The organism is Streptomyces sp. V4I8, assembly GCF_041261225.1.
Taxonomy (GTDB): domain Bacteria; phylum Actinomycetota; class Actinomycetes; order Streptomycetales; family Streptomycetaceae; genus Streptomyces.
This window is the reverse complement of record NZ_JBGCCN010000001.1, coordinates 8,898,906-8,925,783: the sequence shown is the minus strand read 5'-3', so window position 1 is coordinate 8,925,783 and position 26,878 is coordinate 8,898,906. Positions and strand designations below refer to the sequence as shown.

At 70.1% G+C, this 26,878-nt stretch carries 24 protein-coding genes, 1 tRNA gene and 5 pseudogenes; 7 read left to right on the top strand and 23 right to left on the bottom strand.

Going from position 1 to position 26,878, the window contains the following annotated elements:
• Positions 1-537 precede the first annotated feature (537 nt).
• Positions 538-1,311, top strand: a complete 774-nt coding sequence (locus ABIE67_RS40585) for a hypothetical protein (RefSeq protein ID WP_370266561.1) — start codon at positions 538-540, stop codon at positions 1,309-1,311.
• A 101-nt stretch (positions 1,312-1,412) separates the two neighbouring features.
• Here ABIE67_RS40585 and ABIE67_RS40580 read toward each other — a convergent pair whose 3' ends face one another.
• The 3 genes from ABIE67_RS40580 to ABIE67_RS40570 form a co-directional block, all read right to left on the bottom strand.
• Entirely contained in the window at positions 1,413-1,829 is a 417-nt protein-coding gene (locus tag ABIE67_RS40580) for a hypothetical protein (RefSeq protein WP_370266560.1), read from the bottom strand.
• 67 nt (positions 1,830-1,896) lie between these two features.
• On the bottom strand, positions 1,897-2,160 hold the full coding sequence (locus ABIE67_RS40575; RefSeq protein ID WP_370266559.1) for an alpha/beta fold hydrolase: 264 nt from the start codon (positions 2,158-2,160) through the stop codon (positions 1,897-1,899).
• Between the two features lie 265 nt (positions 2,161-2,425).
• The gene (locus ABIE67_RS40570; protein ID WP_370266558.1) at positions 2,426-3,304 is read right to left on the bottom strand and encodes a hypothetical protein; all 879 of its coding nucleotides are present in this window, start codon (positions 3,302-3,304) and stop codon (positions 2,426-2,428) included.
• A 210-nt stretch (positions 3,305-3,514) separates the two neighbouring features.
• Here ABIE67_RS40570 and ABIE67_RS40565 point away from each other — a divergent pair, with 210 nt between their 5' ends.
• Positions 3,515-5,200: a ribonuclease J gene (locus tag ABIE67_RS40565; RefSeq protein WP_370266557.1), complete on the top strand. Its 1,686-nt coding sequence runs from the start codon at positions 3,515-3,517 to the stop codon at positions 5,198-5,200.
• A 112-nt stretch (positions 5,201-5,312) separates the two neighbouring features.
• On the opposite strand, the pseudogene ABIE67_RS40560 reads toward ABIE67_RS40565, so the two are convergent.
• Positions 5,313-5,547: pseudogene (locus tag ABIE67_RS40560) on the bottom strand (Fe-Mn family superoxide dismutase); the annotation flags it as partial.
• 193 nt (positions 5,548-5,740) lie between these two features.
• Positions 5,741-6,694 carry a Ppx/GppA phosphatase family protein gene (locus ABIE67_RS40555; RefSeq protein ID WP_370266556.1) on the bottom strand — a complete coding sequence of 318 codons (954 nt, stop codon included), beginning with the start codon at positions 6,692-6,694 and terminating at the stop codon, positions 5,741-5,743.
• A 290-nt stretch (positions 6,695-6,984) separates the two neighbouring features.
• On the opposite strand from ABIE67_RS40555, the pseudogene ABIE67_RS40550 reads away from it, so the two are divergent.
• A pseudogene (locus ABIE67_RS40550) lies at positions 6,985-7,190 on the top strand (helix-turn-helix domain-containing protein); the annotation flags it as partial.
• 255 nt (positions 7,191-7,445) lie between these two features.
• On the opposite strand, the pseudogene ABIE67_RS40545 reads toward ABIE67_RS40550, so the two are convergent.
• Positions 7,446-7,769, bottom strand: a pseudogene (locus tag ABIE67_RS40545) (LLM class flavin-dependent oxidoreductase); the annotation flags it as partial.
• Position 7,770: 1 nt separating this feature from the next.
• Between ABIE67_RS40545 and ABIE67_RS40540 the strand changes: the two are divergent.
• Both ABIE67_RS40540 and ABIE67_RS40535 read left to right on the top strand, forming a co-directional pair.
• Positions 7,771-7,947: pseudogene (locus ABIE67_RS40540) on the top strand (xanthine dehydrogenase family protein subunit M); the annotation flags it as partial.
• A 41-nt stretch (positions 7,948-7,988) separates the two neighbouring features.
• Positions 7,989-9,329 (top strand): annotated as a pseudogene (locus ABIE67_RS40535) (xanthine dehydrogenase family protein molybdopterin-binding subunit); the annotation flags it as partial.
• 362 nt (positions 9,330-9,691) lie between these two features.
• Here the strand turns inward: ABIE67_RS40535 and ABIE67_RS40530 are convergent.
• The 15 genes from ABIE67_RS40530 to ABIE67_RS40460 all read right to left on the bottom strand — a co-directional run bounded on the left by ABIE67_RS40530 (position 9,692) and on the right by ABIE67_RS40460 (position 22,953).
• Entirely contained in the window at positions 9,692-9,901 is a 210-nt protein-coding gene (locus tag ABIE67_RS40530; protein ID WP_370266555.1) for a DUF6243 family protein, read from the bottom strand.
• Positions 9,902-10,794: 893 nt separating this feature from the next.
• Positions 10,795-10,868 (bottom strand) — tRNA-Pro (locus tag ABIE67_RS40525).
• Positions 10,869-11,054: 186 nt separating this feature from the next.
• A complete protein-coding gene (locus tag ABIE67_RS40520) occupies positions 11,055-11,414 on the bottom strand; it encodes an MmcQ/YjbR family DNA-binding protein (protein ID WP_370266554.1) in 360 nt (119 codons plus the stop codon).
• An 85-nt stretch (positions 11,415-11,499) separates the two neighbouring features.
• Positions 11,500-11,985, bottom strand: a complete 486-nt coding sequence (locus ABIE67_RS40515; protein WP_370266553.1) for a YfbM family protein — start codon at positions 11,983-11,985, stop codon at positions 11,500-11,502.
• 100 nt (positions 11,986-12,085) lie between these two features.
• Entirely contained in the window at positions 12,086-12,598 is a 513-nt protein-coding gene (locus tag ABIE67_RS40510; RefSeq protein WP_370266552.1) for an N-acetyltransferase family protein, read from the bottom strand.
• A complete protein-coding gene (locus ABIE67_RS40505) occupies positions 12,595-13,182 on the bottom strand; it encodes a helix-turn-helix domain-containing protein (protein ID WP_370266551.1) in 588 nt (195 codons plus the stop codon). Before ABIE67_RS40505 ends, ABIE67_RS40510 begins: the two co-directional genes overlap by 4 nt.
• Before the next feature lie 58 nt (positions 13,183-13,240).
• Positions 13,241-14,143 carry a LysR family transcriptional regulator gene (locus ABIE67_RS40500; protein WP_370266550.1) on the bottom strand — a complete coding sequence of 301 codons (903 nt, stop codon included), beginning with the start codon at positions 14,141-14,143 and terminating at the stop codon, positions 13,241-13,243.
• A gap of 38 nt (positions 14,144-14,181) precedes the next feature.
• Complete coding sequence (locus ABIE67_RS40495; RefSeq protein ID WP_370266549.1) at positions 14,182-15,375, bottom strand: glycine C-acetyltransferase; 1,194 nt, start codon at positions 15,373-15,375, stop codon at positions 14,182-14,184.
• An 89-nt stretch (positions 15,376-15,464) separates the two neighbouring features.
• On the bottom strand, positions 15,465-16,493 hold the full coding sequence (gene tdh, locus ABIE67_RS40490) for an L-threonine 3-dehydrogenase (protein ID WP_370266548.1): 1,029 nt from the start codon (positions 16,491-16,493) through the stop codon (positions 15,465-15,467).
• A gap of 164 nt (positions 16,494-16,657) precedes the next feature.
• The gene (locus ABIE67_RS40485) at positions 16,658-17,233 is read right to left on the bottom strand and encodes a GAF domain-containing protein (RefSeq protein WP_370266547.1); all 576 of its coding nucleotides are present in this window, start codon (positions 17,231-17,233) and stop codon (positions 16,658-16,660) included.
• Between the two features lie 61 nt (positions 17,234-17,294).
• Positions 17,295-17,894: an ATP/GTP-binding protein gene (locus ABIE67_RS40480; protein ID WP_048579917.1), complete on the bottom strand. Its 600-nt coding sequence runs from the start codon at positions 17,892-17,894 to the stop codon at positions 17,295-17,297.
• Positions 17,872-18,243, bottom strand: coding sequence for a DUF742 domain-containing protein (locus tag ABIE67_RS40475; protein ID WP_370269435.1), 372 nt, complete (start codon positions 18,241-18,243; stop codon positions 17,872-17,874). The genes ABIE67_RS40480 and ABIE67_RS40475 overlap by 23 nt, the downstream gene beginning before the upstream one ends.
• 2 nt (positions 18,244-18,245) lie before the next feature.
• A complete protein-coding gene (locus tag ABIE67_RS40470; protein WP_370266546.1) occupies positions 18,246-18,680 on the bottom strand; it encodes a roadblock/LC7 domain-containing protein in 435 nt (144 codons plus the stop codon).
• 92 nt (positions 18,681-18,772) lie between these two features.
• Complete coding sequence (locus ABIE67_RS40465; protein ID WP_370266545.1) at positions 18,773-21,085, bottom strand: sensor histidine kinase; 2,313 nt, start codon at positions 21,083-21,085, stop codon at positions 18,773-18,775.
• Between the two features lie 656 nt (positions 21,086-21,741).
• A complete protein-coding gene (locus ABIE67_RS40460) occupies positions 21,742-22,953 on the bottom strand; it encodes an MBL fold metallo-hydrolase (RefSeq protein ID WP_370266544.1) in 1,212 nt (403 codons plus the stop codon).
• 173 nt (positions 22,954-23,126) lie between these two features.
• Here ABIE67_RS40460 and ABIE67_RS40455 point away from each other — a divergent pair, with 173 nt between their 5' ends.
• Positions 23,127-24,305 (top strand): Glu/Leu/Phe/Val dehydrogenase dimerization domain-containing protein, encoded by a 1,179-nt coding sequence (locus ABIE67_RS40455; protein WP_370266543.1) that lies wholly within the window; start codon positions 23,127-23,129, stop codon positions 24,303-24,305.
• Positions 24,306-24,373: 68 nt separating this feature from the next.
• Positions 24,374-24,994, top strand: coding sequence for a TetR/AcrR family transcriptional regulator (locus ABIE67_RS40450; RefSeq protein WP_370266542.1), 621 nt, complete (start codon positions 24,374-24,376; stop codon positions 24,992-24,994).
• 98 nt (positions 24,995-25,092) lie between these two features.
• Here ABIE67_RS40450 and ABIE67_RS40445 read toward each other — a convergent pair whose 3' ends face one another.
• Positions 25,093-25,878: an SGNH/GDSL hydrolase family protein gene (locus ABIE67_RS40445; protein ID WP_370269433.1), complete on the bottom strand. Its 786-nt coding sequence runs from the start codon at positions 25,876-25,878 to the stop codon at positions 25,093-25,095.
• Between the two features lie 145 nt (positions 25,879-26,023).
• A complete protein-coding gene (locus tag ABIE67_RS40440) occupies positions 26,024-26,740 on the bottom strand; it encodes a DUF6250 domain-containing protein (protein WP_370266541.1) in 717 nt (238 codons plus the stop codon).
• Between the last annotated feature and the right edge of the window lie 138 nt (positions 26,741-26,878).

Genomic DNA, 26,878 nt, shown 5'->3' with positions numbered 1-26,878 from the left:
CCCGATCTACGACCGTCTCCAGTCGGGACGACAGGATTTGAACCTGCGACCCCTTGACCCCCAGGAATAAGAGCCAGGGGCAATACCAGAACATAGCAGGCTTAATGGGGCGCAAGTTGTGCGTAGGAGGCCAGTCGTGCGCCATCGCGCAAACCGTGTGGTCCCCAACTGGTCCCCACTGACTCGGTCTGCTCTGCCCTCAGGCACCGGGTAAGGCGCGGCGGCATCGACCAATATTCGAGGTAACGCCACTGATTGCGGCCCTCCATGGATACCGTCCAGCCGCCAGATTTTGAACGGCTCATCCGAGATGCGCTGGGCCTCACAACGCTTCATCGCAGAACAGGAACGGACCCTCCGTGAGCATCTCCCCTTCCTGACGGAACGGGCCTGCTCGTCCCTGATCACGTCCGGCGCGCCGATCCCGACCGGGCCGGCGCAGCGCGACTGCGTCAGCGGCTACCAGCGCACCTGCTCGCCGAAGTGGACGTGTGGATCGCGGTGCTGCGTGGTGAAGGCCGACGGGAATCACGCACCATGCCGTGGAAAACGGTGTCGGGGTACCTGGGCTGCCTGGTCCCGATTCTCGAAGGTTGGGGACCATCCGTCGCCTCCCTGCGTGAGATCACTGCCGATCAGGTCCAGGCAGCGGTCGACGATATCGACGGTGTGACTGTTCTCTACGCCTTGCGGTCGCTGTTCCAGGCGCTCAAGCGCGAGCGGGCCATCTTCCACGATCCGGCGCGCAAGGTCAGCGCCAGCCGCCGCACCGTCGTCCTGCGCCCGGTCCCCTCGGGCCGGCTCGCCGGACTCATCGACCGTGCCCCCACCCCCGTCGGCAAGGTCGCGGTCGCGCTAGCGGCCATCCACGCCCTGGGCGCGCACGCCATCCGCGGGGCGCAGCTGAAGGGCCTGGACCGGTCGAAGGGCACGCTTGGCCTGCGGGATGCCTCCGGGAAGCTGGTCCGGCTCGTCTACCTGGACGAGCTCACCCTGGCGGTGATCGCCACCATGCCCAAGGATCGGTCCACGCGCTGGCCGTACTCCACCAACCCGCACCTGTTCATCACGCGGGTCTCGGCGCACGATCCTGCTGCTCCGCTGATGAGCCCCTACGCCTTCCAGCGGATCTTCCAGCAACTCGGCTTCAACGCCCGCCAGTTGCGTATCGACCGGATTCTGGACGAGGCATGCGAGACCGGAGATCCGGTGCACCTGATGAAGGTCTTCGGCATCTCGGACCAGACCACGATGAACTGCGTCGCCACGGTCCACCCCGAGAAGTTCACCGATTACCCCATCGTCCCGTAGGCACATGGACAGTCGCAGGGAGGAAGCACAGGCACGATGGCACGCATGCTCTCGACCGGTATCGACTTCTGCATGAGCTGTGAGGGATGAGGTCCGGTCGGCTACGACGACCGCTGCCCGTCTGGCGCGTCGGCGAACGCCGGTGCGCGGACCCCTGCTCCGGCCACCGTCTCCGCCATGACCAGTTTGTCGCGGAAGCGGGCGAGCTCGGTCGGGTCCTGTCCTGCACAGCCCAGCCGTTCCCGTACCGCGGCCGCTGTGTCCAGGTCGCCCTCGTGCAGGGCGACCACCCGGTCCGGACTCCCGAACAGGGCGGCCAGGTCGGTCACCGCCGCCATCACCTCGGCGAGGTCGTGGGTCGCCGACACGACGCGCAGCGCGGCCGCATCCCGCGGAACGGAGTTCGCCCCCAGTTCCGTGCAGACATATGTGACCCGATGGGTACCGTGATCGATGTAGCGGTCGTAGAGCGCATACCGGTCATGCCATCGGTGGATGACCAGGATGTGGCTGCTCATACCGGATATCCCTCTGGTTTCTCCATGACGGATCGTGGAACGGGCGTGCGGCGGCAGGACCGGGGCGCTAGCGGACCTGGGCGGTCCCCTGGCCGGTCTCCAGGAAGTCCTCGATCAGGGCGAGCAACTCCGCGGGCTTCTCCAACGCCACCATGTGGCCGGAATCGATCTCGGTGTACTTGCTGTCCGGGATCGCTTCGTGGAATCGCCTGGCGTACCTGAGCGGCACGAGCTGGTCCTTCTTCATGCCGACCACCAGAGTGGGCGCGGTGATCTTCGGCAAGTACTCGCTGATGTCCAGACGGCTGATGAGCTCGGCGATCGCGACCATGCCGGGGAAGGCATCAGCCCGGCACGCAACTCCAGCCTTTCACTGGCCTGGAGCGAGTCCAGATGGCCGTCGGAGAGCGCGTGCAGCAGGGTGTACTCGGCGAAGGCGTTAGGGTCCAGCTCCGCGAGGCGGAGCCAGGTCCGGGTGAACAAGCGCTGCCAGGGATGGCTGTAGTGAGCGAACCCGCCGCAGAAGGGCAGCTTCGATGGTCATGCGAATCCTCTCGGAGGTGTCGGTACGACGTGATCCCGGCCGACGCCCAGGATCACCGGGTGGCCACCGTCGAATCGGTTGTGTCCGCGGCGGGGCTAGCTCCGTCGCCGCCCGCCGCGCGGGTGTACCACCAGGTGAGCAAGGCCGCGGTGAGAGCGAAGACCGCCGCTGTCGGCAGCAGCGCCGCTGAGCCAGCGGTGGTGAGGATGACCGCACCGAGAGCGCTGGCCAGGAAGTTCCCCAGGTGCGCGGTGGAGATGTTGAGCGAGGTGACCAGAGACGCGCTCCCCGGCGGCGCGTAGCCGATGATGCGGTGTTGCTGCGGGCCGATGACCGAGAAGGACACCACGCCGCTCAGGCCGTTCATGACGGCCACCAGCACGAATGTCTCCCGGGCGGGCAACATCAACAGGAAAACCGCGGCCACGCCCATGGTGGCACCGATGACGACGAGCCGGGGGCCGTACCGGTCGGCCAGCGAGCCGGTCGTCAGGTTCCCCGCCGTGGCCGCGATGCCGAACACCAGCAGCAGGGCGAGCCGGGACTGGTCGCCGCCAGTCGCGGGCTCGAAGACCGCACTCATATAGGTGAAGGGGAGGAAGATGCCGATGAACGCGACCAGCCTGACGAGCAAAACCTTCAGCACCCGTCGGTCGGCCAGCGGCACCAGGCGTTGCCGCAGCGTCGTGGTCTGGTCGAGCCGGATCTCCGGCAGCAGGAAGGCGATCGCCACCGAGACGACACCGGCGACGGCGGTGACGACCCTATCCCGATGAGTGTCCACGCCGAGGGCGACCTCCCCGGCGGTCAACGGCTGCGGGCGCCTGGTGCCCACCGTTCGCCGGCGCATCCGCACACGGGCTCTGCGGGCGGCCATCTGCGCAGAACCGCTCGGGTGCACACGATCGACCATCCTGTTGCCGCTGCTCATCGAGCCACCCTTCGATGAGACAGCGATCAGATGCGCCACCGGTTCACCCACGGAAGGTGGTACCGCCTTCACCACTCCCTGTACCGGCCGCCGGCCGCCGACGTAATGCGGTCATCCCGGGGCAGCCGCCGCGGGTGCTCCGCTCCGTCGGAAGGAGAGATCACACAGGCGATGGATCATGCCGTCCCGCTCTCCGGGTACCGTCAGGGTATGAGTCATCCGCACCCCGAGCTGAAAGCCGCCCCGCCTCTTCCCGAAGGAGGGCTGCGGGTCGTCGCCCTGGGCGGCCTGGGTGAGATCGGCCGCAACATGACCGTCTTCGAGCACGCCGGCAAGCTGCTCATCGTCGACTGCGGCGTGCTGTTCCCCGAGGAGACCCAGCCCGGCGTGGACGTCATCCTGCCGGACTTCACCTCGATCCGGGACCGGCTGGAGGACATCGTGGCCGTGGTCCTCACCCACGGCCACGAGGACCACATCGGCGGCGTGCCGTACCTGCTGCGCGAGCGGTCCGACATTCCCGTCGTCGGCTCCAAGCTGACGCTGGCGTTCCTGGAGGCCAAGCTCAAGGAACACGGCATCCGGCCGCGCACGGTGCGGGTGCGGGAGGGCGACCGGCGCGGCTTCGGGCCCTTCGACTGCGAGTTCGTCGCGGTCAACCACTCCATCCCGGACAGCCTCGCGGTCGCGATCCGCACCCGGGCCGGGATGGTGCTGCACACCGGCGACTTCAAGATGGACCAGTTCCCTCTCGACGACCGCATCACCGATCTGCGCGCCTTCGCCCGCCTCGGCGAGGAGGGCGTGGACCTGTTCCTCACCGACTCCACCAACGCCGAAGTCCCCGGCTTCACCACCTCCGAGCGTGAACTGAACCCGGCGATCGAACAGGTGATGCGCACCGCGCCGCGCCGGGTCATCGTCTCCAGCTTCGCCAGCCATGTGCACCGCATCCAGCAGGTCCTGGACGCCGCCCACCAGCACGGCCGCAAGGTCGCCTTCGTCGGCCGGTCGATGGTCCGCAACATGGGCATCGCCCGCGACCTGGGCTACCTGAAGGTCCCCTCCGGTCTGGTCGTGAGCACGAAGGAGCTGGAGAAGCTCCCCGACCACAAGATCACTCTGGTGTGCACCGGCTCCCAGGGCGAACCGATGGCCGCGCTGTCACGAATGGCCAACCGCGACCACATGATCCGCATCGGCAAGGGCGACACCGTCCTGCTCGCCAGCTCCCTCATCCCCGGCAACGAAAACGCCATCTACCGCGTGATCAACGGACTCACCCGGTGGGGCGCCCACGTGGTCCACAAGGGCAACGCCAAGGTGCACGTCTCCGGGCACGCCAGCGCCGGCGAACTCGTCTACTGCTACAACATCGTCAAACCCCGCAACGTCATGCCCGTACACGGCGAATGGCGCCACCTGCGGGCCAACGGCGACCTCGCCATCCGTACCGGCCTCGACCCCGACCGAGTCGTCATCGCCGAGGACGGCGTCGTCGTCGACCTCGTCGACGGCCGCGCGTCCATCACCGGCAAGGTCCCCGCCGGCAACGTCTACGTGGACGGCATGGAAGTCGGCGGCGCCACCGAAGCCTCCCTCAAGGACCGCCTCACCCTCGCCGCCGAAGGCGTGGTCACGGTCGTGGCGATCGTCGACGCGGACACCGGCGCCCTCGCCGAGGCCCCCGACTTCCTCGCCCGCGGCTTCGTCCACGACGACACCACCTTCGAGCCCGTCATCCCCGTCATCGAGAAGACCCTGGCCACCGCGGCCGAGGAAGGCGTCGGGGACGCGCACCAACTCGAACAACTCGTCGCACGCGCCGTGGCGAACTGGGCGTTCCGCACCCACCGCCGCAAGCCCCTCATCATCCCCGTCATCATCGACGCCTGAGCCACAGCCCGGCAGCACTGTCCCCGGTTCCGCGGCCAGCGGGCATCGAGGTCGGGCACGGGAGCCGCACTCGGCCGTTTCCTCTCGGCGTTGCCGGCCCTCATGTCACACGGTAGAAGGCGTGCTCCCACGCGCCGAAGACCAGGACCGGGGTCGAGCCGTGGCCGACGTCGCCCTGGTGGTCGTAGACCTGCTCGACGATCAGGTGACCGCTGAGCGGCTCGTAGGCGAGGCCCCCAGCCCGAACCCTGTGTGGTCGCGGCGGCCTTGGTGAGCTGCGCTTTGAAGCCCGCGAACGAACCGAAGGATTCGGGGATGGCGTCCGCGAGCTCGCCGACGCCATCCTTGTGGCTCGCCGTCGACGCCTCTCGGAGCCGCCCACGCCGTACACGGCCCGGGTCCGAAACGCCGTACGGGATACTGCCGGTTTACGGCCGATGTGCCCGCTGCATCGGTGAGCGGTGGAAGGGTGCGAGGCGGCGCGTTGAGGAGTTGGATGCCGAACTAGGGAAAGCCTTCGGGAGGCCAGGTCCGTTGGGCTCAGCCGACGAGGCGGGGGCGGCCGGCCGGGGTGGGGGCCACGCCGAGGTGTTCGAGCAGTAGCCCTTCCCGGGTGGACCAGGGGCAGATTTCGACGCTCTTGGCCCCGCAGGCTTCCATGAGGGCCTGTGCGATCAAGGCTCCGGCCAGGGACTGCTCGGCGCGGTGCCGGGAGATGCCCGGCAGCTTGCCACGGTGGGACGGTGCCGCATCGGCCAGCAGGAAGACTGCCGTGCGCAGTTGGGGCAGCGTCAGCCGCCGCCTGGTGCGCGGTGTCCTGCTCTGGGCGGCGGCGAGCCGGGCGAGCTGTTCGAAGGTCTTGGAGCAGGCCAGTACCCGCCCTCCCGGCTCGGCCTGCGGCAGACCGGGGACGGCTTCCAGAGACTCGCAGAGGTGCTGCAGGACCTCGTCGAGGCGGCGTCGGGACGGCGCGGTGCCGCCGGGAAGCCAGTCCCGGGTGATCCTGCGGGCGCCCAGCGGCAGCGAGTTGACCACGCGGGGCTGGTCTCCGGTGCCGGAGGCGATCTCCACGGTGCCGCCGCCGATATCCAGGACCAGCAACTGCCCGGCCGTCGGGCCGGCCCACTGGCGGGCGGCTACGTAGGCCAGCCGTGCCTCCTCCTCGCCGGTCAGCACGCGCAGGCGGGTGCCGGTGGTGCGTGCCACTCGCGCGATGACCTCGTCGCGGTTGGGCGCGTCCCGGATGACGGAGGTCGCGAACGCGAACACCTCCGGTCCACGCAGACGCGGGTCCGCGGCGACGGCCTCGGCCACTGCCCGCTCGACACTCTTCATGCCGGCCTTCTCCAGTCGCCCCTTGCGGTCGAGGGTCTCGTGCAGTCTCAGCCGCACCTTGCGGGAGAACACCGATTCCAGCACCGTACCCGGACGCCGCCGCACCACCGTCAGCAGAGCACTGTGGCACCCGACATCGAGCACACCTGCCTGCCGCATTCCATCGTCTCCCCCCTGGCCCCCGCGCTCGACCGGACCGGCTCCTTGTCCCATCCCCCGACACTCCTCGACGACAGTACGACGGGGATTCCGGGCCATCAGGTAAGCATATCGTCACCACCCGTGCACCCTCCGCCCCGGTCCACGGTGGTGGAGCGGGGATACGTGCGCTGCGGAATGAAGACCAGGGGCGCACCGCCGTAATCGGGGCGTCGGCCGCAACGCCTCATCAGGGAGGTGCCGTCCCGTGACTGCGGAGACTTCCCCCGACCGCTCCGCAGCAAAGCCCCCGCAGTGTCGACCACGCGGAACGGCAGCTGGGCCGACTCAACGACCGCGAAACCCGCCACGGCACTGACTTCCTGACGACCATGCGCCGGTACCTGGACGCGGCCGGCAACAAGACCATCGCCGCTCGCTCAGACGGTCTGTCCGGGAGACCGTCTACCAACGCCTGCGCACGATCGAGCGGATACGCGGCCGCGACCTCGAATCCACGCGTGACCCACCCGGACAGCCCGACAACGGTCGGCCGCTCAGCACGACCACTACCGGGTCCCGTCAACCGCGCCGGTCCCGTCCTCACGGCCTGGCACCGTCCCGGGGCAGGCACGAACTGAGCAGCCGTCAGAGCCAGCCCTTGACCTTCTCGACGAGGCGGGCAGGCGGGGTCGACCAGCCGGACGTTCAGCTGGGTGACACCGGCGGAGCGGAATGCCTGGATGCGCTCGCGTACGTAACCCTCGGGGCCGCATAACGACACAAGTTCGGTCAGCTCGTCGGGAACAGCCGCCTCCGCCGCCTCCCTCTTCCTTCCGGACAGGTAGAGGTCTTGGATCTTCCCGGCGGCTTCCTCGTAACCGTACGCGCGGGCCAGGTCGTTGTAGAAGTTCTTGCCCTTGGCGCCCATGCCGCCGAGGTAGAGCGCGATCATCGGGCGGAGCAGGTCGCGGGCGGCTGCCGCGTCCTCGCCGACGGCGAGGAGGCTGCCGGCCACGATCTGGAGATTCCCACGTTCCGCGGGCCGACGCGCCCGTCCCTCGCTGAGTGCGCTTCCCCAGACCTGTCCGGCCATAAAGCTGCCCGCCATCGGGCGGGCCCTGATCGGTGAGCGCCCCTCGGACCGGCTGTGGGCCGCGGCCGCCGACCACGCGGCCGATTGCGCCCGCCCCCTTCAGCACAACCGGTTCAAGGTCGCGCTCCTGAAGCGGACCGTCGAACGCCAGCTGCGCACCGTAGGAGAGATGGAATGAGCCCCTAGCCGCAGGCCGCCGTAGGTGCGCCGCTGTCCCGCGTGGACGGCCGGCTCAAGGTCACCGGCAAGGCGGAGTACGCCGCCGAACACGACATCAAGGGTGCCGTACACGCCGTCATCGTCGACGCGAGCATCGGACGCGGCTGGATCACCTCCATCGACGCGCGCGCCGCCGAGAAACACGCCGGTGTGCTGCGGGTGATCCACCACGGCAACACGCCGAAGCTGCCGTACCGCGACAACGCCGGCTCCAACAACCCGCCCGGGCGCAGACTTCGGGTGTTCCAGGACGACCAGGTGCTGTTCCACGGCCAACCGGTCGCCGTGGTGGTGGCGAACACGTTGGAGGCCGCGCAGCACGGGGCGAGCCTGGTCAAGGTCCGCTACGACGCCGAGCAGCCCTCGACCGACCTCACCAAGGCCAAGCCGGGCGAGCCGACTCGTTACGCACGTGGGGACGCGGAAGCAGGGCTGCGCTCCTCGGCCGTACGGCTGGACCTGACGTATGAGCTGGCACGCAACCACCACAACCCGATGGAGCCGCACGCCACCGTCGCCCGGTGGGACGGCAACCGGCTCACCGTATGGGACAAAACCCAGTGGGTGATGGGCACGCACGACGAGATCGCCGCGGTCTTCGACCTGCCGGCGGACGCGGTGCGGGTCATCAACCCGTTCGTCGGTGGCGGGTTCGGCAGCGGGCTGCGCTGCTGGCCGCACACGATCGTCGCCGCGCTCGCCGCGCGGGTGACGCGGCGGCCGGTCAAGCTCGTGCTCAGCCGCAAGCAGATGTACTTCGGCACCGGCTTCCGGCCCGCCTACGAATACCGGCTGCGCCTTGGCAGCGATCGGCGCGGCCGGCTGAACGCGCCGATCCACGGCATCGACGCCGAGACCTCCTCGTACGAGACGTTCAACGAGGCGGTCATGCCGGCCGGGCAGATGCTCTACAGCATGCCCAACGTCCGTCAGGCGTACCGGCAGGTGCCGTTGGACGTGAACACCCCGATCTGGATGCGCGGGCCCGGCTTCGCGTCGGCGTCGTTCGTGATCGAGTCGGCCATGGACGAGCTCGCACACGAACTCGGCGTCGACCCGATCGAGTTGCGTCGGCGCAACGAGCCGAGCGAGGACGAGTCGACCAACGAGCCGTTCTCCACCCGCCGGCTGAGTGAGTGCTACACGGTCGGTGCCCGTGAGTTCGGCTGGGATCGCCGTAACCCGAAGCCGCGCTCGACGCGGGACGGGGACTGGCTGATAGGCATGGGCATGGCCACCGGTGTGTACGACCCGGGACGGTATCCCGCGCAGGCCCGGGCCCGCCTCGATGCCGACGGCACCGCCGTGGTCGAGGCGGCCACCAGCGACATCGGACCCGGCCGCTCAGCGCGGCCGGGACGTTGTCAGCGCAGGTCGTCGAGGGTGTGACGGACGAGGGCGACGCCAGAGGGTCAAGAGGCAATCACATGGCTGATCCTTCGCCCTCCTTCTGTCACCGCACCTCGCCGGCGGCCGTGTCGCGCACGATCAACACGGACTTCGCCGGACAGGTCTCGGCGGTGCGAGGGCTGCCGCCTGGTGACGGGGCTGCCGAATCTGCGGGCCCGGGTGGTCGGCTGAGACGCGGGTACTCGGCCGAGAGCTGAGCGAGACCGGCCGCGCCCGGTACGGCATCAGGGCCCGGACCACGTGTCGCGGTCCGGGCCCTGCCCCGTGCGGTGCCGCCCTGCGGCGGCGGTGCGTCAGCTCTGTGCGGTGTCGTCGCCCGTCTGCCCGGCGCCCTCGGCTGCGCCTGCCTTCTCGCGCATCTTGCGCACCAGCTCCGCCTTCTGGTCGGCGGCACCCTGGCGGTCGAGGTTGCGGTGCGGACCGTTGTTCTGCCGTTCGGCGCGGGACAGCTTCTTGCGCTTGCCGCCGCCCATGCCCACGGGGTTGTTGATGTTCTTGCTCACAGGTTCTCCCGAAATGATGTGAAGTGATCTACGGATTCATCGGTCGGCGACGGGCGCGGCGACGTCGAAGGACATCGGCAGGGGCCCATCACGCTCTCACTCGTAAATCGGCGTCTGGAAGAACATGACCATGACGTTACCCGGTTCCGTCGGCCCCGCACACCAGGATTTTCGCCCACCGGGCGCCGGCCGGGCCCCCGGCGATCACGTAGCCTCGCCAGACGGAGGCGAGCCAGCGGGGGTTCTGCAGCGCCATTCCTGTCACGCCCCTATCACGAACCCCACGGACACCCTCACGTCACAGGGCTCTGACCTGGACCTACGTCTCGCCCTGGACCACCTGGACGCCCAGGACGGCTTCTGCCAAGTGGGACCGTCCTGTTCAGAACGCTTTGCCGCCGCCTGCGGCCACCGCATGCGGATTGTCGCCCAGCGGTAGCAGCGCGCGGGGCTCAGCGTGAAGGGCAGTGTTGGCCGGCGCCCCTGTCTCGCCGGGAGTACGAGCAGTTGCCGTAAGGCACGAAAACGATCCCGCACACACCTTGCGACTATCCAGACGCTTACGACCCGGACGCCGCGGATTACGCGGGACGACCGGCAGCAGCAGCTCGATGCGCGCCCACAACTCGTCATCGATCTCCCACGGCCTGACAGCAGTCTTCCTCGTCCCGACTGACTCGCACCCCTTCCGGCCAGCATCAACGATAACTGACACACCGTCATTCCCGGAGGTCCAGAAGCCTCCTGCCGGGAGTCGTCAACGCACGCTTGGAACACGCCGCGCGCATGTCAACGGGCCGCATGGCGCAGTCAAGTGCCCTGGTCCCCAAGAAGCATCAAGGGGCCGTTTCAGATCTCCTCTGAAACGGCCCCTGACCTGCGACTTCGTAAAGTCGGGACGACAGGATTTGAACCTGCGACCCCTTGACCCCCAGTCAAGTGCGCTACCAAGCTGCGCCACGTCCCGGTGCCCGTCTGACCTGGGGTTTCCCCCGGCCGAACGTGCATGGAAACAATACCGCACTCGGGTCGGTGGTCGCGCACCCGTTTATGCGTGCCCAACGGCTTCCCTGCGTGCCCAGCGGCTTCCCTGCGTGCCCAGCGGCTTCCCTGCGTGCGACCGGCTTCACGTCCGCTCCGGGCCCCACGGGTCTCACTCCCCCGTCGGCCGCCCCAGTTCCGGATACGCGTCCAGCAGCCTCGTCGGTGCCGCCTGACGCCAGGAGTCGGCGAGGATGTCACGCAGTTCCTCCTCGCCCTCCAACGCCGCGAGCCGGGCCCTCACCCATGCGAACTGCGCCTCATGGTCGGCGATCCAGAACTTCCCCGGCTCGGCCAGCACCAGTTCGTCACGCTCCTCCTTGGGGCAGCGCACGGCGATGGACGTCTCCTCCTCGGGCAGCGTGGCGAACATCTTGCCCGCGACCCGGAAGGTGGGCATGCTCCAAGCGATCTTCTCCGTCGTGTCCGGCAGAGAGAGGGCGATACGGCGTACGTCTTCGGCATCCGGCATGAGAGGCACGGTAGCGGCCGGCACTGACAATCACCTGGTGAGAGGGGCTTTCCGTCACCTGGTGGGGGAAAGGCGCGAACGCACCCTAGAAGCTGAAGTTCATGAACGCCCCGAGTCCGCGGTCAGCCGCTTCTCCGAAGAACGCGACAAGCCCGTCGTAGGCGCCTTCGAGCCCGTCCCGCCGCCCCTCGGGGTCGAACCTCCACATGTTGGGGTACACGTCCTCCTTCGCCATCCGCTCCGGGTCGTAGTGGGCCGCCAAGGTCTCCCACGAGGTCGCCCGCAGTTCCCGGGCCACGCTGCCGATCTGCTCCGCGGTCCACCCGAACAGGGTGCCGTCCTCCAGGATCTGGAACCCGTCCATCACGAACTCGAGTGACATCTCGGCCTCGTCGAAGAGGAACTGGAGGCCGGCGAACGACCTGTCGGGGCCGCCGTAGAGGCGACCGGGCATCGGGTAGGTGTCTGCGCCGTACAGGTCACAGACGAACTGACCGGCCCAACTCGGGTCCTTCTCCGCTCTGTCCAGCTCCTCCGTCGTCGCGCTGACGAACGAGATGCTCACGCCCATGGCAGACAATCCCCCTTGATGCACCGCTCGTTCGGCCCTTCGGCCGAGTGACGACGGCGAGTGTTCCACGCGGCACTGACAACACGTCCGTCGCGAGCGGTCAGATGTGCTTGTAGTAGATCGTCGTCGGCCGCAGGACCCCGTCCGGGCTCGCCGCGTAGTCGGGGATCACTCCGGCCCGGGTCCAGCCGGCCGAGCCGTACAGCCGCTCGGCGGGGCTGTCGGTCTCGGTGTCCAGGTGGAGGAGGGTGATCCCGGCGCCGATCGCCGCCTCTTCCGCGGTCGTCAGGAGGCTGCGGCCGAGGCCCCGCCCCCGCGCGTCCCGGTGCACCATCAGCTTGACCAGCTCCGCCCGGTGCCGGCTGTTGGGTTTGTCGGCGAAGGCCAGGCTGACCGTGCCGACGGTTCGCCCGCCATCGCGTGCCGCCCACACGGCCATCTGTCCGGCCGCCACGGCGGCCGCGCGTTCCTTCCACCAGACCATGGCCGCCCTACGGTCGAGGGGTGCGAGGAACCCGACGGAGGCGCCGTCCGCCACCGTGTCCACCAGCAGATCGGCCAAGTCCGCGACCCGCTGGAGCAGTTGGGCCTCGTCCAGTCGCGTCACGATCACGGCAGCACCACCGCCAGCACGTACCGCACCGCGCCCGGTCCCGGACAGCGGAACCTCGTGGCCCCCCAGACCCGCATCCGCAGACAGTCCCCCGCGTCCAGATGGTGCTCGGTCTCCTGGACCGTTACGTCGAGCGCTCCCTCCAGCACCCAGATGTGCTGCTCCAACCCCGGCACGGGCGGCCGGTCGTACGCGATGTCGGCGCCCGTGGTGAGCCGCCCTTCGACGACCTCGGCGCGCAGCCCCGCGTGCGGCGGTGACACGGACCTTCGTACGAATCCGGAGGAACGGTCCTCCCACACCGGCTGCTCGGCGGCCCGCACCAGCAGGGCGGGCTCGGCCTCGACCTCGCTGAGCAGCTGGGACATGGTCCGGCCGTACACATGGCACAGGCGGTTCAGCAGCGAGGCCGTGGGGCTGATCTCCGCGCGCTCGGCGCGGGACAGGGTCGACCGGCTCACGCCGCTGCGCTCCGCCAGCTCACCGAGGGACCAGCCGCGTTCGGCCCGCAACTCGGCCAGGCGGGCGCCGAGGCGCGTGTCGACGGACTCGGCGGGTTCACCGGCATCCAGCGCAGATTTCATATCCGGGACGCTATCCCATATATGAAACGGCGGCGTTACGGGCGGCTCACTCCTCGGCTCACTCCCCCGCAGCCTCCCCCAGCGCCTCCAGCACCGGCCGGATCAACGGATGCTCCTCTGCGCCTCGCCGTACGGCCGCGAACACCCGGCGCGTGGGCGCCACCCCGTCCACGGGCCGGACGACGACCCCGGTGAGGTCCATGCCGCGCAGCGCCGTGCGCGGTACGAGCGCCACGCCCGCGTCCGCCGAGGCGAGGGCGACGACCGCGCGGAAGTCGTCCGAGGAGTGTTCGAGACGAGGCTGGAAACCGGCGTTCTCGCAGGCCAGGACGACCACATCGTGGCAGGGGTTGCCGGGGTACGGCCCGATCCACGGGTCCTTGGCCAGCTCCGCGAGGGGAACCTCGGGTGCGTCGGCCAGCCGGTGGCGCACGGGGACGACCGCGTCGAACGGCTCGGCGTACAGCGGTACGTGCGCCAGGCGGGGGTCGTCGGCGGGCGGCGCCCCCCGGTACTCGACGGCCACCGCGATGTCGACCTGCCGGTCCAGCACCATCGGCAGGCTGGCGTCGCCCTCGGCGTCCTGGACGCGGATGCGGATGCCGGGGGCGGTCTCGGCGAGGCGGGTCACGGCGGGCGCGACGACCAGGGCGATACCGGTCGCGAAGGAGGCGACGGTGACCGTGCCGGCCGCGCCCGAGCTGTACGCGGCCAGTTCCGCTTCCGCCCGCTCCAGCTGGGCGAGGACGGCGTTGGTGTGGCTGAGCAGGATCTCACCGGCCGGGGTCAGCCGTACGCCCTTGGCGCCGCGCTCGACGAGGCGGTGGCCCGTCTCCTGTTCCAGGGCCGTGAGCTGCTGGGAGACCGCCGAGGGGGTCAGGTACAGCGCGGCGGCAGCCGCCGTGACCGTGCGGTGGTCGGCCACCGCACGGAGGATGTGGAGCCGCCGCGCTTCGATCATGAGATCGATTATCGCAAGATGTCCGGACCGGCCGGATCTCAGCCTTCCAGTTCCGCCCGGGCCGCGACGAAGGCGTCCACGGCACGGTTGACGTCGTCCGTCGAGTGCGCGGCGGACAGCTGCACGCGGATGCGCGCCTGGCCCTGCGGCACCACCGGGTACGAGAAGCCGATCACGTACACACCGCGTTCCAGCAGCAGCTCCGCCATCCGGCCGGCGACAGCCGCGTCACCGATCATCACCGGCGCGATGGCGTGGTCGCCGGGGAGGATGTCGAAGCCCTCCTCCGTCATACGGCGGCGGAACAACGCGGTGTTCCCGGCCAGCCGGACCCGCAGGTCGTCCGCCGACTCCAGCAGGTCGAGGACCTTGAGCGAGGCGGCCGCGATGACCGGGGCCAGGGTGTTGGAGAACAGGTACGGCCGGGAGCGCTGGCGCAGCAGGGCGACGATCTCGGCGCGGGCCGCGACATAGCCGCCGGACGCGCCGCCGAGCGCCTTGCCGAGGGTGCCGGTGATGATGTCGACGCGGTCCATGACGCCGTGCAGCTCGGGTGTGCCGCGGCCACCGGGGCCGACGAAGCCGACGGCGTGCGAGTCGTCGACCATGACCATGGCGTCGTAGCGGTCGGCGAGGTCGCAGATCTCGGCCAGCGGCGCCACATAGCCGTCCATGGAGAAGACGCCGTCCGTGACGATCAGCCGGCGCCGGGCGTCGGACGCGTCCTTCAACTGCCGTTCCAGATCGGCCAGATCGCGGTTGGCGTACCGGAAGCGGCGGGCCTTGGACAGCCGGATGCCGTCGATGATCGACGCGTGGTTCAGCGCGTCGGAGATCACCGCGTCCTCGGGGCCGAGGAGCGTCTCGAACACGCCGCCGTTGGCGTCGAAGCAGGAGGAGTACAGGATCGTGTCCTCCTGGCCGAGGAACGCGGAGAGCCGTGCCTCCAGTTCCTTGTGCACCTCCTGCGTGCCGCAGATGAAGCGGACCGAGGCCATGCCGTAGCCCCAGCGGTCCAGCGCCTCGTGGGCGGCGGCGACCACCTCGGGGTGGTCGGCGAGGCCGAGGTAGTTGTTGGCGCAGAAGTTGAGGACCTCGCCGGGGCGGCCACCCGCGGTGACGCCCACCGTCGCGGACTGCGGGGTGCCGATGACCCGCTCGGGCTTGTGCAGGCCGGCGGCGCGGATCTCGTCGAGGGTGGCGCGCAGGTCGTCGCGCACGGAGTCGAACATCAGAAAGCTCCTAGAAAGGGCAGAGGACTTACGCGGGGACTCACGCAAAGGCGTTACGCGGGGACTCACGCGGAGGCCTGCGCGGTGACTCAGGCGGTCCAGTCGAGGATGACCTTGCCGCCGCGGCCGCTCGCCGCGTCGGCGAACGCCGCCTCGAAGTCGCGGTAGCCGTACCGGCCGGTGATGACGGGGGCGAGGTCGAGGCCGCCTTCCAGCAGCACGGACATCGCGTACCAGGTCTCGAACATCTCGCGGCCGTAGATGCCCTTGACGGTGATCATCGAGGTGACGATCCGGGCCCAGTCGACCGGGAACTCCTGCGCCGGGAGCCCGAGCATGGCGATCCGGCCGCCGTGCGTCATGTTGGCGATCATGTCGCGCATGGCCTCGGGGCGGCCTGACATCTCCAGACCGATGTCGAAGCCCTCGCGCAGGCCGAGTGCGCGCTGCCCGTCGCCGATGGTCGCCTCGGACACGTTCAGCGCGAGGCTCACGCCCACCTTGCGGGCCAGCTCCAGCCGTTCCTCGCTCACGTCGGTGATCACGACGTTGCGCGCGCCGGCGTGCCGGGCCACCGCCGCCGCCATCAGGCCGATGGGGCCCGCGCCGGTGATCAGGACGTCCTCCCCGACCAGCGGGAACGACAGCGCGGTGTGCACGGCGTTGCCGAACGGGTCGAAGATCGCGGCGACGTCGAGGTCCACGGGCACACGGTGCGCCCACACATTCGCGGCGGGCAGGGCGACGTACTCGGCGAAGGCGCCGTCCCGTCCGACGCCGAGGCCGATCGTGGCCCGGCACAGGTGGCGGCGGCCGGCCAGGCAGTTGCGGCACTTGCCGCACACGAGATGGCCTTCGCCGCTGACCCGGTCGCCGGGGGTGATGTCACTGACGTCGCGCCCGACCTCCACGACCTCGCCCACGAACTCGTGCCCGAGCACGAGCGGGGTGCGGATCGCCTGCTGCGCCCAGCCGTCCCAGGAACGGATGTGCAGATCGGTGCCGCAGATGCCGGTGCGCAGCACCTTGATCAGTACGTCACCGGGTCCGACAGCCGGTTCCGGGACGTCCGCGAGCCAGAGCCCGGGCTCGGCCTTCTCCTTGACCAGTGCCTTCAACGGTGCGGCTCCTGTGCGTGAGTCCCGGCCGCGGGCATGCCGAAGACGCCCGCGGCCGGGGAGGGGGGTGGAATCGCAGATGAATCTGCCGTACGGCGGCGCCCAGGTCCATCGAGGTTTTCTTAAGCGGCGCCACAGCTTTCCTTCACGCCCTCCGCCACCCCCTAGAGGGGCAGCCCGTCCGCCGCCCGTCGCTCCAGCCGCATCACCAGTTCCGCCGCGGACGCCTTGATCGTCTCCAGTCCGGCCTTCCCCCATGGCCGCGGCTCCACGTCGACGACGCACACCGTGCCCAGCGCCATTCCCGTGGAGTCGATGAGCGGGGCGCCCAGATAGGAGCGGATACCGAACTCGTCGACGATCGGGTTCCCGGCGAACCGCGGATAGTCGCGGACGTCCTCCAGTACCAGCGCCTTGTGTCGGACGACCACATGGGGGCAGAACCCATGGTCGCGCTCCATCTGGCGGCCCAGCTCCGGCTTCGCGTCGTCGGCCCGCGCGAGGCTCACGGTCTGCCGCACATGGAGGCCGGCGAAGAACTGCCGGTTCTCGCCGATGAAGTTGACCATGGCGTACGGCGTCCCGGCGAGCTCGGCGAGATGGTCCGCGAAGACATCCAGGGCCGGATCGGGGTGCTCCCCCAGTCCCAGTTGGAACAGCCGCCGTGCGCGGGCTGGTGCCTCCTTGTCCTCGGGGGTGAGCAGCAGGCGAGCGACCGGGTGGGGTGGGCCGTAGCTCATGGGCGGATTCCGTCGCTGTGGGCGTAGGTCATATGCGGCTCCGTGCTGGTGTGTGCGGATGTCACATGTGGGCCCCGTGGCTCGGCGCGGGTGCCGGCGCGTGGGCGATGAGGTGCCGTACCAGGGTCAGCAGGGTCTGGACACCGGAGCTGGAGATCCGGGCGTCGCAGCGGACGACCGGGATCTGCGGGTCGAGGTCGATCGCGGCGCGGACCTCCTCGGGGTCGTACCGGTAGCCGCCGTCGAACTCGTTGATCGCGACGATGAAGCCGAGCCCCCGCTGCTCGAAGAAGTCGACGGCGGCGAAGCAGTCCTCCAGGCGCCGGGTGTCGGCGAGGATGACCGCGCCGAGCGCGCCCTCCGAGAGTTCGTCCCACATGAACCAGAACCGTTCCTGGCCGGGCGTGCCGAACAGATACAGGACGTGTTCCGGATCGAGTGTGATGCGGCCGAAGTCCATGGCCACCGTCGTCTCGACCTTGTTCTCGATGCCCTCCAGGTTGTCGGTCGCGGCGCTGACCGTGGTGAGCAGCTCCTCCGTGCTGAGCGGCGCGATCTCGCTCACCGCGCCGACGAAAGTCGTCTTGCCGACCCCGAACCCTCCCGCCACCAAGATCTTCAGTGCGGTGGGGAAGGGGTCAGAGCTGTCGTCGTAGTCCATCGAGCACTGCCTCCAGAAGGGCCCGGTCAGTCGGGTTGTGGTGGAACTCGGGGGGCTTGGTGGTGAGCGCCCCGCAGTCGACGAGGTCCGACAGCAGCACCTTGGTGACCGCCGCCGGCAGCTTCAGATGGGCGGCGACCTCGGCGACCGAGACGGGACCGCGGCACAGGTCGAGTGCCTGCTCGTGCTCGGGGCCGAGGTAGCCGAGGGGGGTCGCCCCGGTGGCCATGACCTGCGACATGAGATCGAGCGCGATGGTGGGCCGGGTACGGCCGTTGCTGACCGTGAAAGGGCGCACCAGCCGTCCGGCCGCCTCGTCGAGCCAGGGCCCGTCACCGGCCGCCGTCACGTTCAAGGCCTCAGCGCCGAGGGGTCGACGGAGTGCTGCCGGGGTGCGGTGACCAGGTAGGGGCGGACGCTCTTGACCAGCATCGCCATCTCGTAGCCCAGTACCGCCGCGTCGGCCTCACGGCCGGCCAGCACGGCGAGACAGGTGCCGGAACCGGCCGTCGTCACGAAGAGCAGCATCGAGTCGAGTTCGACGACGACCTGGCGCACGTCGCCGCCGTCGCCGAACCGGACCCCGGCGCTGCGGCCCAGTGAGTAGAGGCCGGAGGCCAGGGCGGCCATGTGGTCAGCGCTGTCCGGGTCGAGGCCGTGAACCGACTTCACGAGCCCGTCGCAGGAGAGAAGTACCGCACTGGTGGTGTGCGGTACCCGCTGCACGAGGCCGCTCATCAGCCAGTCGAGATCGGAGACATGGGCGGTCGGCGCTTCGCTCGCCATGATGGATCGACTCCTTGAGGTACGAAGGTCAGCGGGAGCGCTGGGGGTGGGGGTGGACTTCCAGGCGAACGTCGAGCTGGTCACGGTCGTGGTCATCCGGCTGGTGCGCTCCCGTCGTGCCAGGGGGTGTGGTCGGTGCCGGGCGCGGACCCGGGACGGGTCTCGGTGATGTGGTCCGGGTCCATGGGCGATACGTCCATGGAGGGCCGGGGAGGCATGGCGGTCACGTCTGTGTGGAGCGCGTCCAGGGATGTCGGGTGCGGGCGGGTGGGCTGGGCCCGCCCCGTCTCGAAGCTCGTCGGCTCCAGGCGGATCGACGCCGGGCGCATGGACTCCAGGCGTGTGGGGTCCGGGTCGGTCGACGTCGTGTCCGAGGACTTGTGCGGCGAGGGGGTGTAGGCGGATGTGGTGCCCTGGGTGCCGGCGGTGTGTGCCGAGTCCATGTGGACTGCGTCCACATTGGTTGCATCCATGCGGGTTGCGTCCATGTGGCCCGCGCTCACGTGTGGGCCAGACGCTGTGGGGGCGAATGCCGTGTGCCCCGAGTCCATGTGGCCAGACGCCGTGTGCGGGGTGTCCATGTGGCCTGCATCCATGTGCGCCGACTCCATGTGCTGCTGTGTCTCGGCGAGCCCGATGCCCCGTTGGAAGGCGGCCATCAGCCCCGGGTCGTGCCCAGCCACATGGTCGGATTCCTGACGTGGCGCGGGCGCGCTCCGCAGCTGGGGCACGATGTGTTCCTGGGCCCGGCGTCGGGGCAGTTGGGGCTTGCCCATGGTGCCGCGGACGGTGCCGGTGCGCGGGGCCAGCGGTGTGGCGGTGTTGTCCGCGACCTGCTGCCGTTCGTCGGGCCTGATGCCGGGCAGCGCCTCGGCCGGGTTCGCCCGCTCTTCGCGACGAGCACCACGTACAGGCAGCGGTGCCGGTCCGGTCCCGTTCGCACCGGAGGGCGCGCCCCAGCCCCCGGACTGCGGCTGCTTCCGATGCGAGCCGCCCGCCGATGCCTCGGCCGCCCCCCGCTGCCCGCCTTCCGACGCCGCCGAGGCGGCCGGTGTGGCCGACGCGGGCTGCCGATGCTGCTGCGGCGGCACCGGCGCCTGCGGAGGACGTGCCTGGGGCGGGGAGTGCGGTGGTACGGACGAGCCGGCAGCCTGTTGCGGATCATGCGCCCGCGGCGCGCCGCCGCCACGAGCCCCCTGCTCCGTCCCCAACAAGCCCTGCGGCACGACGAGTACGGCCTGGACACCGCCGTAGATGTTGGTCTGGAGCCGCACATGGATGCCGTGTCGCTTCGCGAGCTGCGACACGACGAACAGTCCGATGCGTCCGTCCGCCAGCAGGCTGGCCACGTGGACCTGGTCGGGGTCGGCGAGCAGGGCGTTCATACGGCTCTGCTCACCGACCGGCATGCCCAGCCCGCGGTCCTCGACCTCGACGGCGAGCCCTGAGGTCACCAGGTTGGCCCGGAGCAGGACTTGGGTGTGCGGGGCGGAGAACACCGTGGCGTTCTCGACCAGTTCGGCCAGCAGGTGGATGACGTCGGCGACGGCGTGTCCGCGCAGGGTGCCGTCGATGGGCGGCACGAGCTTGACCCGCGAGTACTGCTCGACCTCCGCGATGGCCGAGCGCAGCACCTCGGTCATGGAGACCGGGTTGCTCCACTGCCGACGGGAGACGGCGCCGCCGAGCACGGCGAGGTTCTCGGAGTGGCGGCGGATGCGGGTGGCGAGGTGGTCGACGTGGAAGAGGCCCTTGAGCAGGTCGGGGTCCTCGATCTCGTTCTCCAGCTCGTCGAGGATGGAGATCTCGCGGTGGACGAGCGACTGCAGGCGCCGGGCGAGGTTGACGAAGACCTCGAGCTTCTGTTCGCTGCCCGCCTGGCTGGAGAGCTGGGAGGCCTGGACGACCGCGGTGACCGCCCCGTCATGGGCGCGGGCCAGGTCGGCGGCGAGCAGTTCGAAGTCGTCGGCGCCCTCGGGCGGACCGCTGCGCGGCTTGCGCTTCGGCGGACCGTCGCCGCGGCGCAGTGTCTCGACGAGGGCCCGCAGATCGGCCTCGCCGCGCGCGCTGCTGCGGCGGAGTGCGCCGATGCGGTCGGTGACGGCCTTGGCGGTGCGGTTGGCGGCCACCGCGGCGATCAGGATGCCCGCCACGGTCACCGAGACCGCGCCGGCGAGCACGCCCCACAGGGTGAGGCTCGGCCGTGCACCGGTGGAGCGCACGGCGAACAGTACGGCCGCGCAGGCGCTGAGGCTCACCGCTACGGGCGGCAGCACGGCCAGACGCAGCAGTTGGGGCCTTATATGGGTCTCGGGCAGCGCGGTTGCGGTGCGGGCGGCCGGGCGCCCGTGCCGCCCGCCCTCACGGCGGTCTGCGCGTGCGGCCGGGGCGCGGAGTTGAGACATCGGGGTCCTCGTACTGGTCCGTCGGTCGGGGCCTTGGGAGTGCGCGCGGTCTGCGCGGCCCGGGGCATGCGCCATCGCGATGTCGGTCGACAGAGTCCACGAATGCGGCTCCGTGTCGCCCGACGGACACTGACAGTAGTCGGCTCTGCATCAAGTGCGGTGGGCAGTTGACAAAGTCCCGCAGGCAGCGTCCCGCTCTGGTATGAGGTCTCGTACGACAGACCGATAACCCGCTCCACCGTTCGTCCACAAGAAGCAGTCGAACGATCGGACCTGGTCAGAAGTGGTCACGAAGAAAAGTCGAGGGTCGGGGCACTTCGGCTGCCGCAGCCTCGCCGACTCCTGATTCCCTCGCCCGCGGCCACCCGGGCCGGGGCGGTTTCAGCACTGCGCGGCCCCGTTCTCCGACCTCCGGAATGTCACGGGGCGTATCGGCGCGCATGGCTCCGCGAGCGCCCCGAAGCGCTTGCACATGCCCCGCGCGAACCGTCCCGCAAGGGCGCGCACAGCGGGGTGGGCGCCCGCACGGATCGTTGTGCGCCATGGCGAGTTCGCCTTACGCCACGGCGAGTTCGTCTTACGCCACGGCGAGTCCGACGTACGCCACCGCGGGCCCCGCTCCACAACCGACGGGGCCCGCAAAAGTCGCGGACGCGCTAGCCGACCGCCACACCGTCCTGCATATCCGGCTTGTCCATCCTGTCTGCCCTGTCCGGACCCGGCGCGACCGGCGGCCACGCCGGCCATCCCCCGGCGGGCTCTACGGCCACCTCACGCCACCAGGGCGTCACGGGCGGCACCGAGGCCGGCTCGAAGGGCTCACCACAGAGAGGAGCCGCCATGGTGACGCCGGCCTTGTGCGTGGCCCGCATCGTCCGCTCCCCCGGCTCCGCCCAGGGATGTGTCGCCAGGTTGAAGGTGGCCCAGTGGATCGGCAGCATGACGCCCACGGCCGGATCGCCGCCCTGAAGGTCGAGGTGGGCCCGGACGCCCTCCTCCGGCGTCATGTGGATGTCGGGCCAGAAGTCCGAGTAGGCCCCGAGCTGGATCATCGTGGCGTCGAACGGGCCGTGCTCGGCGCCGATGTCCTTGAAGCCCTCGAAATAGCCGGTATCACCGCTGTGGTAAATCCGGTGCTCGTCCGAGGCGACGACCCAGGACGCCCAGAGAGTGTGCTGTGTGTTGCGCAGACCGCGGCCGCAGAAGTGGCGGGCGGGGGTGGCCGTCAGGGTGAGTCCGCCGACCTTCGTCGTCTCGTGCCAGTCCAGCTCGCGCAGCCGGTCGGCCGACACACCCCAGTGTTCGAGGTGGGCGCCGACGCCGAGCGGTACGGCGAAGAGGGTGTCCGTGTCGACCAGCGCCTTGATCGTGGGCAGGTCGAGGTGGTCGTAGTGGTCGTGCGAGATGACGACGACGTCGACCGGGCCGAGCTCGGCGAGCGGCAGCGGCACCGGGTGCAGCCGCTTGGGCCCGGCGAAGGGGAACGGGGAGCAGCGCTCTCCCCAGACAGGGTCGAAGAGCACCCGGTGCCCGTCGATCTCCGCGAGGACGCTCGAATGCCCCAGCCAGGTCAGGCGCAGCCCGTCGGCGGGCGGTTTCGCCAGGTCGGCGTAGGTGGTGGGGTGGACCGGCACAGTGCCCTTCGGCGCACGGCGGGGCCGGGTGTCGGGGTCGAAGAAGACCTTGGCGAACTCCAGCATCGATCCGGAGGGTCTGGTCCGGGCGGTGCCGCCGGGGTTCTGGAACACCCCGTCCCGGAAGTGCGGGGATCTGCGGATGCGCGCCATGCGCTCACCGCTCGGGTCCACGCCGAAGGCCTCGGGCCGCAGGGCACGGAGCCCCGAGCTCGGGAAACGGAAACCGGCCACGGTACCTCCAGGTGGAGTCGGTGAGAAATTCCATTATGTGCGGCCCCTCCGACAACCCCGGACGCCCCCTGATCCATTCCGTACGTTGACATGTCCCCGCGCCCGCTTCGATACTGACCCATCGTTCAGTAGCCGCGCGCGGCACGCGGCCCCCGCCCTCCCCCGGAGACCTCATGACCACCCCCCTGCTGTCGCTCACCTGGACCGACGACGTCACCGGCCGCCAGGGCTTCCTGGTCATCGACCGGCTGGTGCGCGGGGTGTCCAGCGGTGGGCTGCGCATGCGGCCGGGCTGCACCTTGGACGAGGTCACCGGGCTCGCCCGCGGCATGAGCCTGAAGGAGGCCCTGCACTACGACCCCGAGGCCCGGTACGTCCCCCTCGGCGGCGCCAAGGGCGGTATCGACTGCGATCCCCGGGATCCGGAGGCGTACGGGCTGCTGGTGCGCTATCTGCGGGCCGTGCGGCCCTGCATCGAGAGCTTCTGGACCACCGGCGAGGACCTCGGGCTCACTCAGGACGTGGTCGACCGGGCGGCCGCCGAGGCGGGGCTCGTCTCGTCCGTGCAGGCCGTGTACCCGCTGCTCGACGACGAGGCCGACGCGCGGGAGCGGCTCGCGGACGCGTTCGCGGTCGAGGTGGACGGCATCGGGCTCGACGAGCTGGTCGGTGGCTGCGGGGTCGCCGAGTCGGTGCTCACCGCGCTGGGCCGGGCCGGTGTCCCGCGCTGGCGGACGCGCGTCGCCGTGCAGGGCCTCGGGACCATGGGCGGGGCCACGGCGCGCTTCCTCACGCGCGCGGGGCTCACCGTCGTGGCCGTCGCCGACATCAAGGGCACGATCGCCAACCCCGCGGGCCTCGACATCGAGAGCCTGCTGGCGGCACGGGACGCGTACGGCACGGTCGACCGCGCGGCGCTGCGTCGTGGCGACCGCGAACTGCCGGGCGAGGCGTGGCTGTCGACCGAGGCCGAGGTGCTGGTGCCGGCGGCCGTCTCGTATGTGATCGACACCGCCAACCAGGCGCGGATCAGTGCCCGCTGGATCGCCGAGGCCGCCAACATGCCCGTACGGCCGGACGCGGAGCGGCTGCTCGCCGCGCGGGGCGTCACCGTGCTGCCGGACGTGGTGGTCAACTCGGCCACGAACGCCTGGTGGTGGTGGACGCTGTTCGGCGACATCGGCCCGTCCGCGGACGAGGCGTTCGCCCACACGCGACGCTCGATGCGCGCCTTGACCGACCGCACGCTGGCGCGCGCCGAGGCCGACGGGACGACGCCCCGGGCCGCCGCTCACGCCATCGCGGAGGAGCGGTTGCCGGTGATCGCCGAGCGGTTCGGCCGGCACCGGTGACGGCGGACGAGCCTCCTCGCCCGACCGCGGCCCGGGAACGGTCCGTGGCCAGGCTTTAGGGTGACCGAGTGGCAAGAGTGCGGTTGAGCGTGGCGGAGCGGCGCGAGGAGTTGCTGCGGGCCGCCGTGGAGCAGATAGAGGCGCGGGGCGTGGCGGCGGTCAGGATCGCCGACGTTGCCTCGGCGCTCGGGGTGAGCAACGCGCTGGTGCTCTATCACTTCGCCACGAAGGAGAAGCTGGTCGCCGCGGCCTTCACCCACGCGGCCGAGGGCGACCTGGCCAGGCTGCGAAGGATCCTCGGCCGCCGCACGACGGCGCTGCGAAGGCTGCGGGCGGCCGTGCGCTGGTACGCGCCGACCGGCCAGGCCAAGGGCTGGCGGCTGTGGATCGAGGGCTGGGCGGGAGCGTTGCGTGAGCCCGCGCTGCAGGACGTCACACGGGACCTCGACCGGCAGTGGAAGGCGGCCCTCGCCGAGGTCATCGCCCAGGGCGTGGCCGCGGGCGAGTTCGCCTGCTCCGACCCCGGCGGCACGGCCCTGCGCCTCACGGCCCTCCTCGACGGGCTCGCCGTACAGCTGACGTCGTACCGCGGCGCGGTGTCACGCGCGCGTGCGCAGGAGTGGGTGGACGAGGCGCTCGCCCGGGAACTGGGGCTGGAGCGGGAGGCGTTGACGGCGTCGGCGCGGTGAGGTCGTCGATCGCCGAGCGGTCGGGTTCACCGCGGCCGCGACAGCCGTGTGGGCCGCGCCCCCGAACAGGGCACGGCCCACATCACCGAGGCGTCGCCTCAAGCCACCGATTCGATCCGCATCTTGATGTCGTCCGGGGACAGCGCGCCCTTGGCCGTCACATGGTCCCCCGACGACTCGCCCCGCAGGCGCCGCCCGATCCACGGCACCAGGTACTCACGCGCCCAGTGGACGTTGTCCCGGCGGATCTCCAGGGTGCCGCGAACCGGGAGCGGCGGCCAGGGCTGGTCCGGGTCGGCCGGGACCTCCAGACCGAGGACCTGGCCCGCGCGAAGCGCCACGCGCGTGTGCCCTTCTGCGGACAGGTGGAGCCGGTCGTCGTCCCAGGCCCGCCGGTCCTGAACGGTCTTCAGGGACCACAGGTCGAGCACCGGGCAGCCGTACCGGTCGGCGATGGCCCGCACATGACCGTTGTACGTGGCGATCTTGCCGCGCAGGTGCTTCAGCACGGGCACGCCACGGGTGTCGAAGCCGGTCGTCACCATGACGGTGCCGACGGCGGGGGTGAGCCGGATGATCGCCCGCTCGAAGCGCTCGGCGACCTCGTCGGGGTCGGTTCCGGGTCGGATGATGTCGTTGCCGCCCGCGCAGAACGAGACCAGATCCGGGGCCAGTTCGACGGCCCTCGGAAGCTGGTCCTCGACGATCTGGTCGAGCAGTTTGCCGCGCACGGCGAGGTTCGTGTAGTCGAAGTCGCCCTCGGGGCGCCGGTCCGCGAGCAGGACCGCGAACCGGTCGGCCCAACCGACGAACGCCCCGTCGGGGCCGGGGTCGCCGACGCCCTCGGTGAAGCTGTCCCCCACCGCGACGTACGACCCGATCACTGATCTGCTGTCACTCTTCGAATCGTCTGCCACATCGGTACATGATTCACCTTCGAATGTGACCTACGCGACCGTAGGCAAGGGTTGACGAGCGGTGAGATAAGCCACTTCTAAAGTGTTCACCAAGCCTGGAATAACCCTCTGATCAGGGGTGTTGTGGGCGCAACCGCCATACCCGGAAGTCGCTGACCCGGAAGTGACTCCACACGGTCCGGAAGGCGAAGTGCCCACTGGTGTAGGGCTCCTGGTCGGTGTGGTCGAAGACGAGGCGCCCGTTGTTCCACCACTGGACGGTCGAGCCGTCGGAGACGATGCGGACCCGGTTCGGCTGGTTGGGCACCAGCAGCGGCTCCGTGTAGTCGAAGAGCAGTGGACGGACCCCGGCCTCACCGACGTACCGGCGCAGTCGTGTCGTGGTGTTGTAGTTGGCGCCGTAGCCGGCGTAGTAGGTCTTGAGGTGGTCGTACTCCTCCAGCGCGCCGCCCCGCCGCGTGGCGAAGAGGTCGTCCGGGGAACGGACGTCGACGGCGTTCCAGAAGTTGTTGAGGTCCGAGACACGGTCGTTGGGGCCGCCGGCCGAGACCGCGGTGGCCGTGTACTCGAGGACGTACGGCCCTTCGAGCCGCTCCTTGAACCACACCGTCGCCCCGCTCGGCACGTCGATCTCCAGCACACCGTGTGAGGCGGTGACGGTGCCGCCGCCCTGCAGCTCGGTCACCCACTGGCCGAGGCCGTGGCAGAAGTCGTCGCGGGCGATCAGCCGGCGGCCGGGAGCAGCGGCACTCGCCACGCCCGCCGGGGTCAGCGTCCCCAGGGTGGCGCCCGCGGCCAGGATTCCGAATGCTCTGCGCGTGGTCGACACGGATAGGGCTCCTTCGCTGGGGTGATGACATGGAGAGCACAGACATGGAAAGCGCTTGCACCAACCGAACGGAGATCACTCTCCCCCCATCACCCCCGCGCTGTCGACACCCCAGGACACACCCGGGACACGCCCCAC

Coding starts and splice junctions, on each gene's coding strand:
- ABIE67_RS40470 (WP_370266546.1), bottom strand. CDS start 18,680: ATGGCGAGCGAAGCGCCGACCGCCCATGTCTCCGATCTCGACTGGCTG.
- ABIE67_RS40520 (WP_370266554.1), bottom strand. CDS start 11,414: ATGCCGGATGCCGAAGACGTACGCCGTATCGCCCTCTCTCTGCCGGAC.
- ABIE67_RS40575 (WP_370266559.1), bottom strand. CDS start 2,160: ATGGTCGCGATCGCCGAGCTCATCAGCCGTCTGGACATCAGCGAGTAC.
- ABIE67_RS40565 (WP_370266557.1), top strand. CDS start 3,515: ATGAGTCATCCGCACCCCGAGCTGAAAGCCGCCCCGCCTCTTCCCGAA.
- ABIE67_RS40505 (WP_370266551.1), bottom strand. CDS start 13,182: ATGAAATCTGCGCTGGATGCCGGTGAACCCGCCGAGTCCGTCGACACG.
- ABIE67_RS40455 (WP_370266543.1), top strand. CDS start 23,127: ATGACCACCCCCCTGCTGTCGCTCACCTGGACCGACGACGTCACCGGC.
- ABIE67_RS40500 (WP_370266550.1), bottom strand. CDS start 14,143: ATGATCGAAGCGCGGCGGCTCCACATCCTCCGTGCGGTGGCCGACCAC.
- ABIE67_RS40495 (WP_370266549.1), bottom strand. CDS start 15,375: ATGTTCGACTCCGTGCGCGACGACCTGCGCGCCACCCTCGACGAGATC.
- ABIE67_RS40485 (WP_370266547.1), bottom strand. CDS start 17,233: ATGAGCTACGGCCCACCCCACCCGGTCGCTCGCCTGCTGCTCACCCCC.
- ABIE67_RS40515 (WP_370266553.1), bottom strand. CDS start 11,985: ATGGGCGTGAGCATCTCGTTCGTCAGCGCGACGACGGAGGAGCTGGAC.
- ABIE67_RS40480 (WP_048579917.1), bottom strand. CDS start 17,894: ATGGACTACGACGACAGCTCTGACCCCTTCCCCACCGCACTGAAGATC.
- ABIE67_RS40555 (WP_370266556.1), bottom strand. CDS start 6,694: ATGCGGCAGGCAGGTGTGCTCGATGTCGGGTGCCACAGTGCTCTGCTG.
- ABIE67_RS40465 (WP_370266545.1), bottom strand. CDS start 21,085: ATGTCTCAACTCCGCGCCCCGGCCGCACGCGCAGACCGCCGTGAGGGC.
- ABIE67_RS40570 (WP_370266558.1), bottom strand. CDS start 3,304: ATGAGCAGCGGCAACAGGATGGTCGATCGTGTGCACCCGAGCGGTTCT.
- ABIE67_RS40585 (WP_370266561.1), top strand. CDS start 538: ATGCCGTGGAAAACGGTGTCGGGGTACCTGGGCTGCCTGGTCCCGATT.
- ABIE67_RS40580 (WP_370266560.1), bottom strand. CDS start 1,829: ATGAGCAGCCACATCCTGGTCATCCACCGATGGCATGACCGGTATGCG.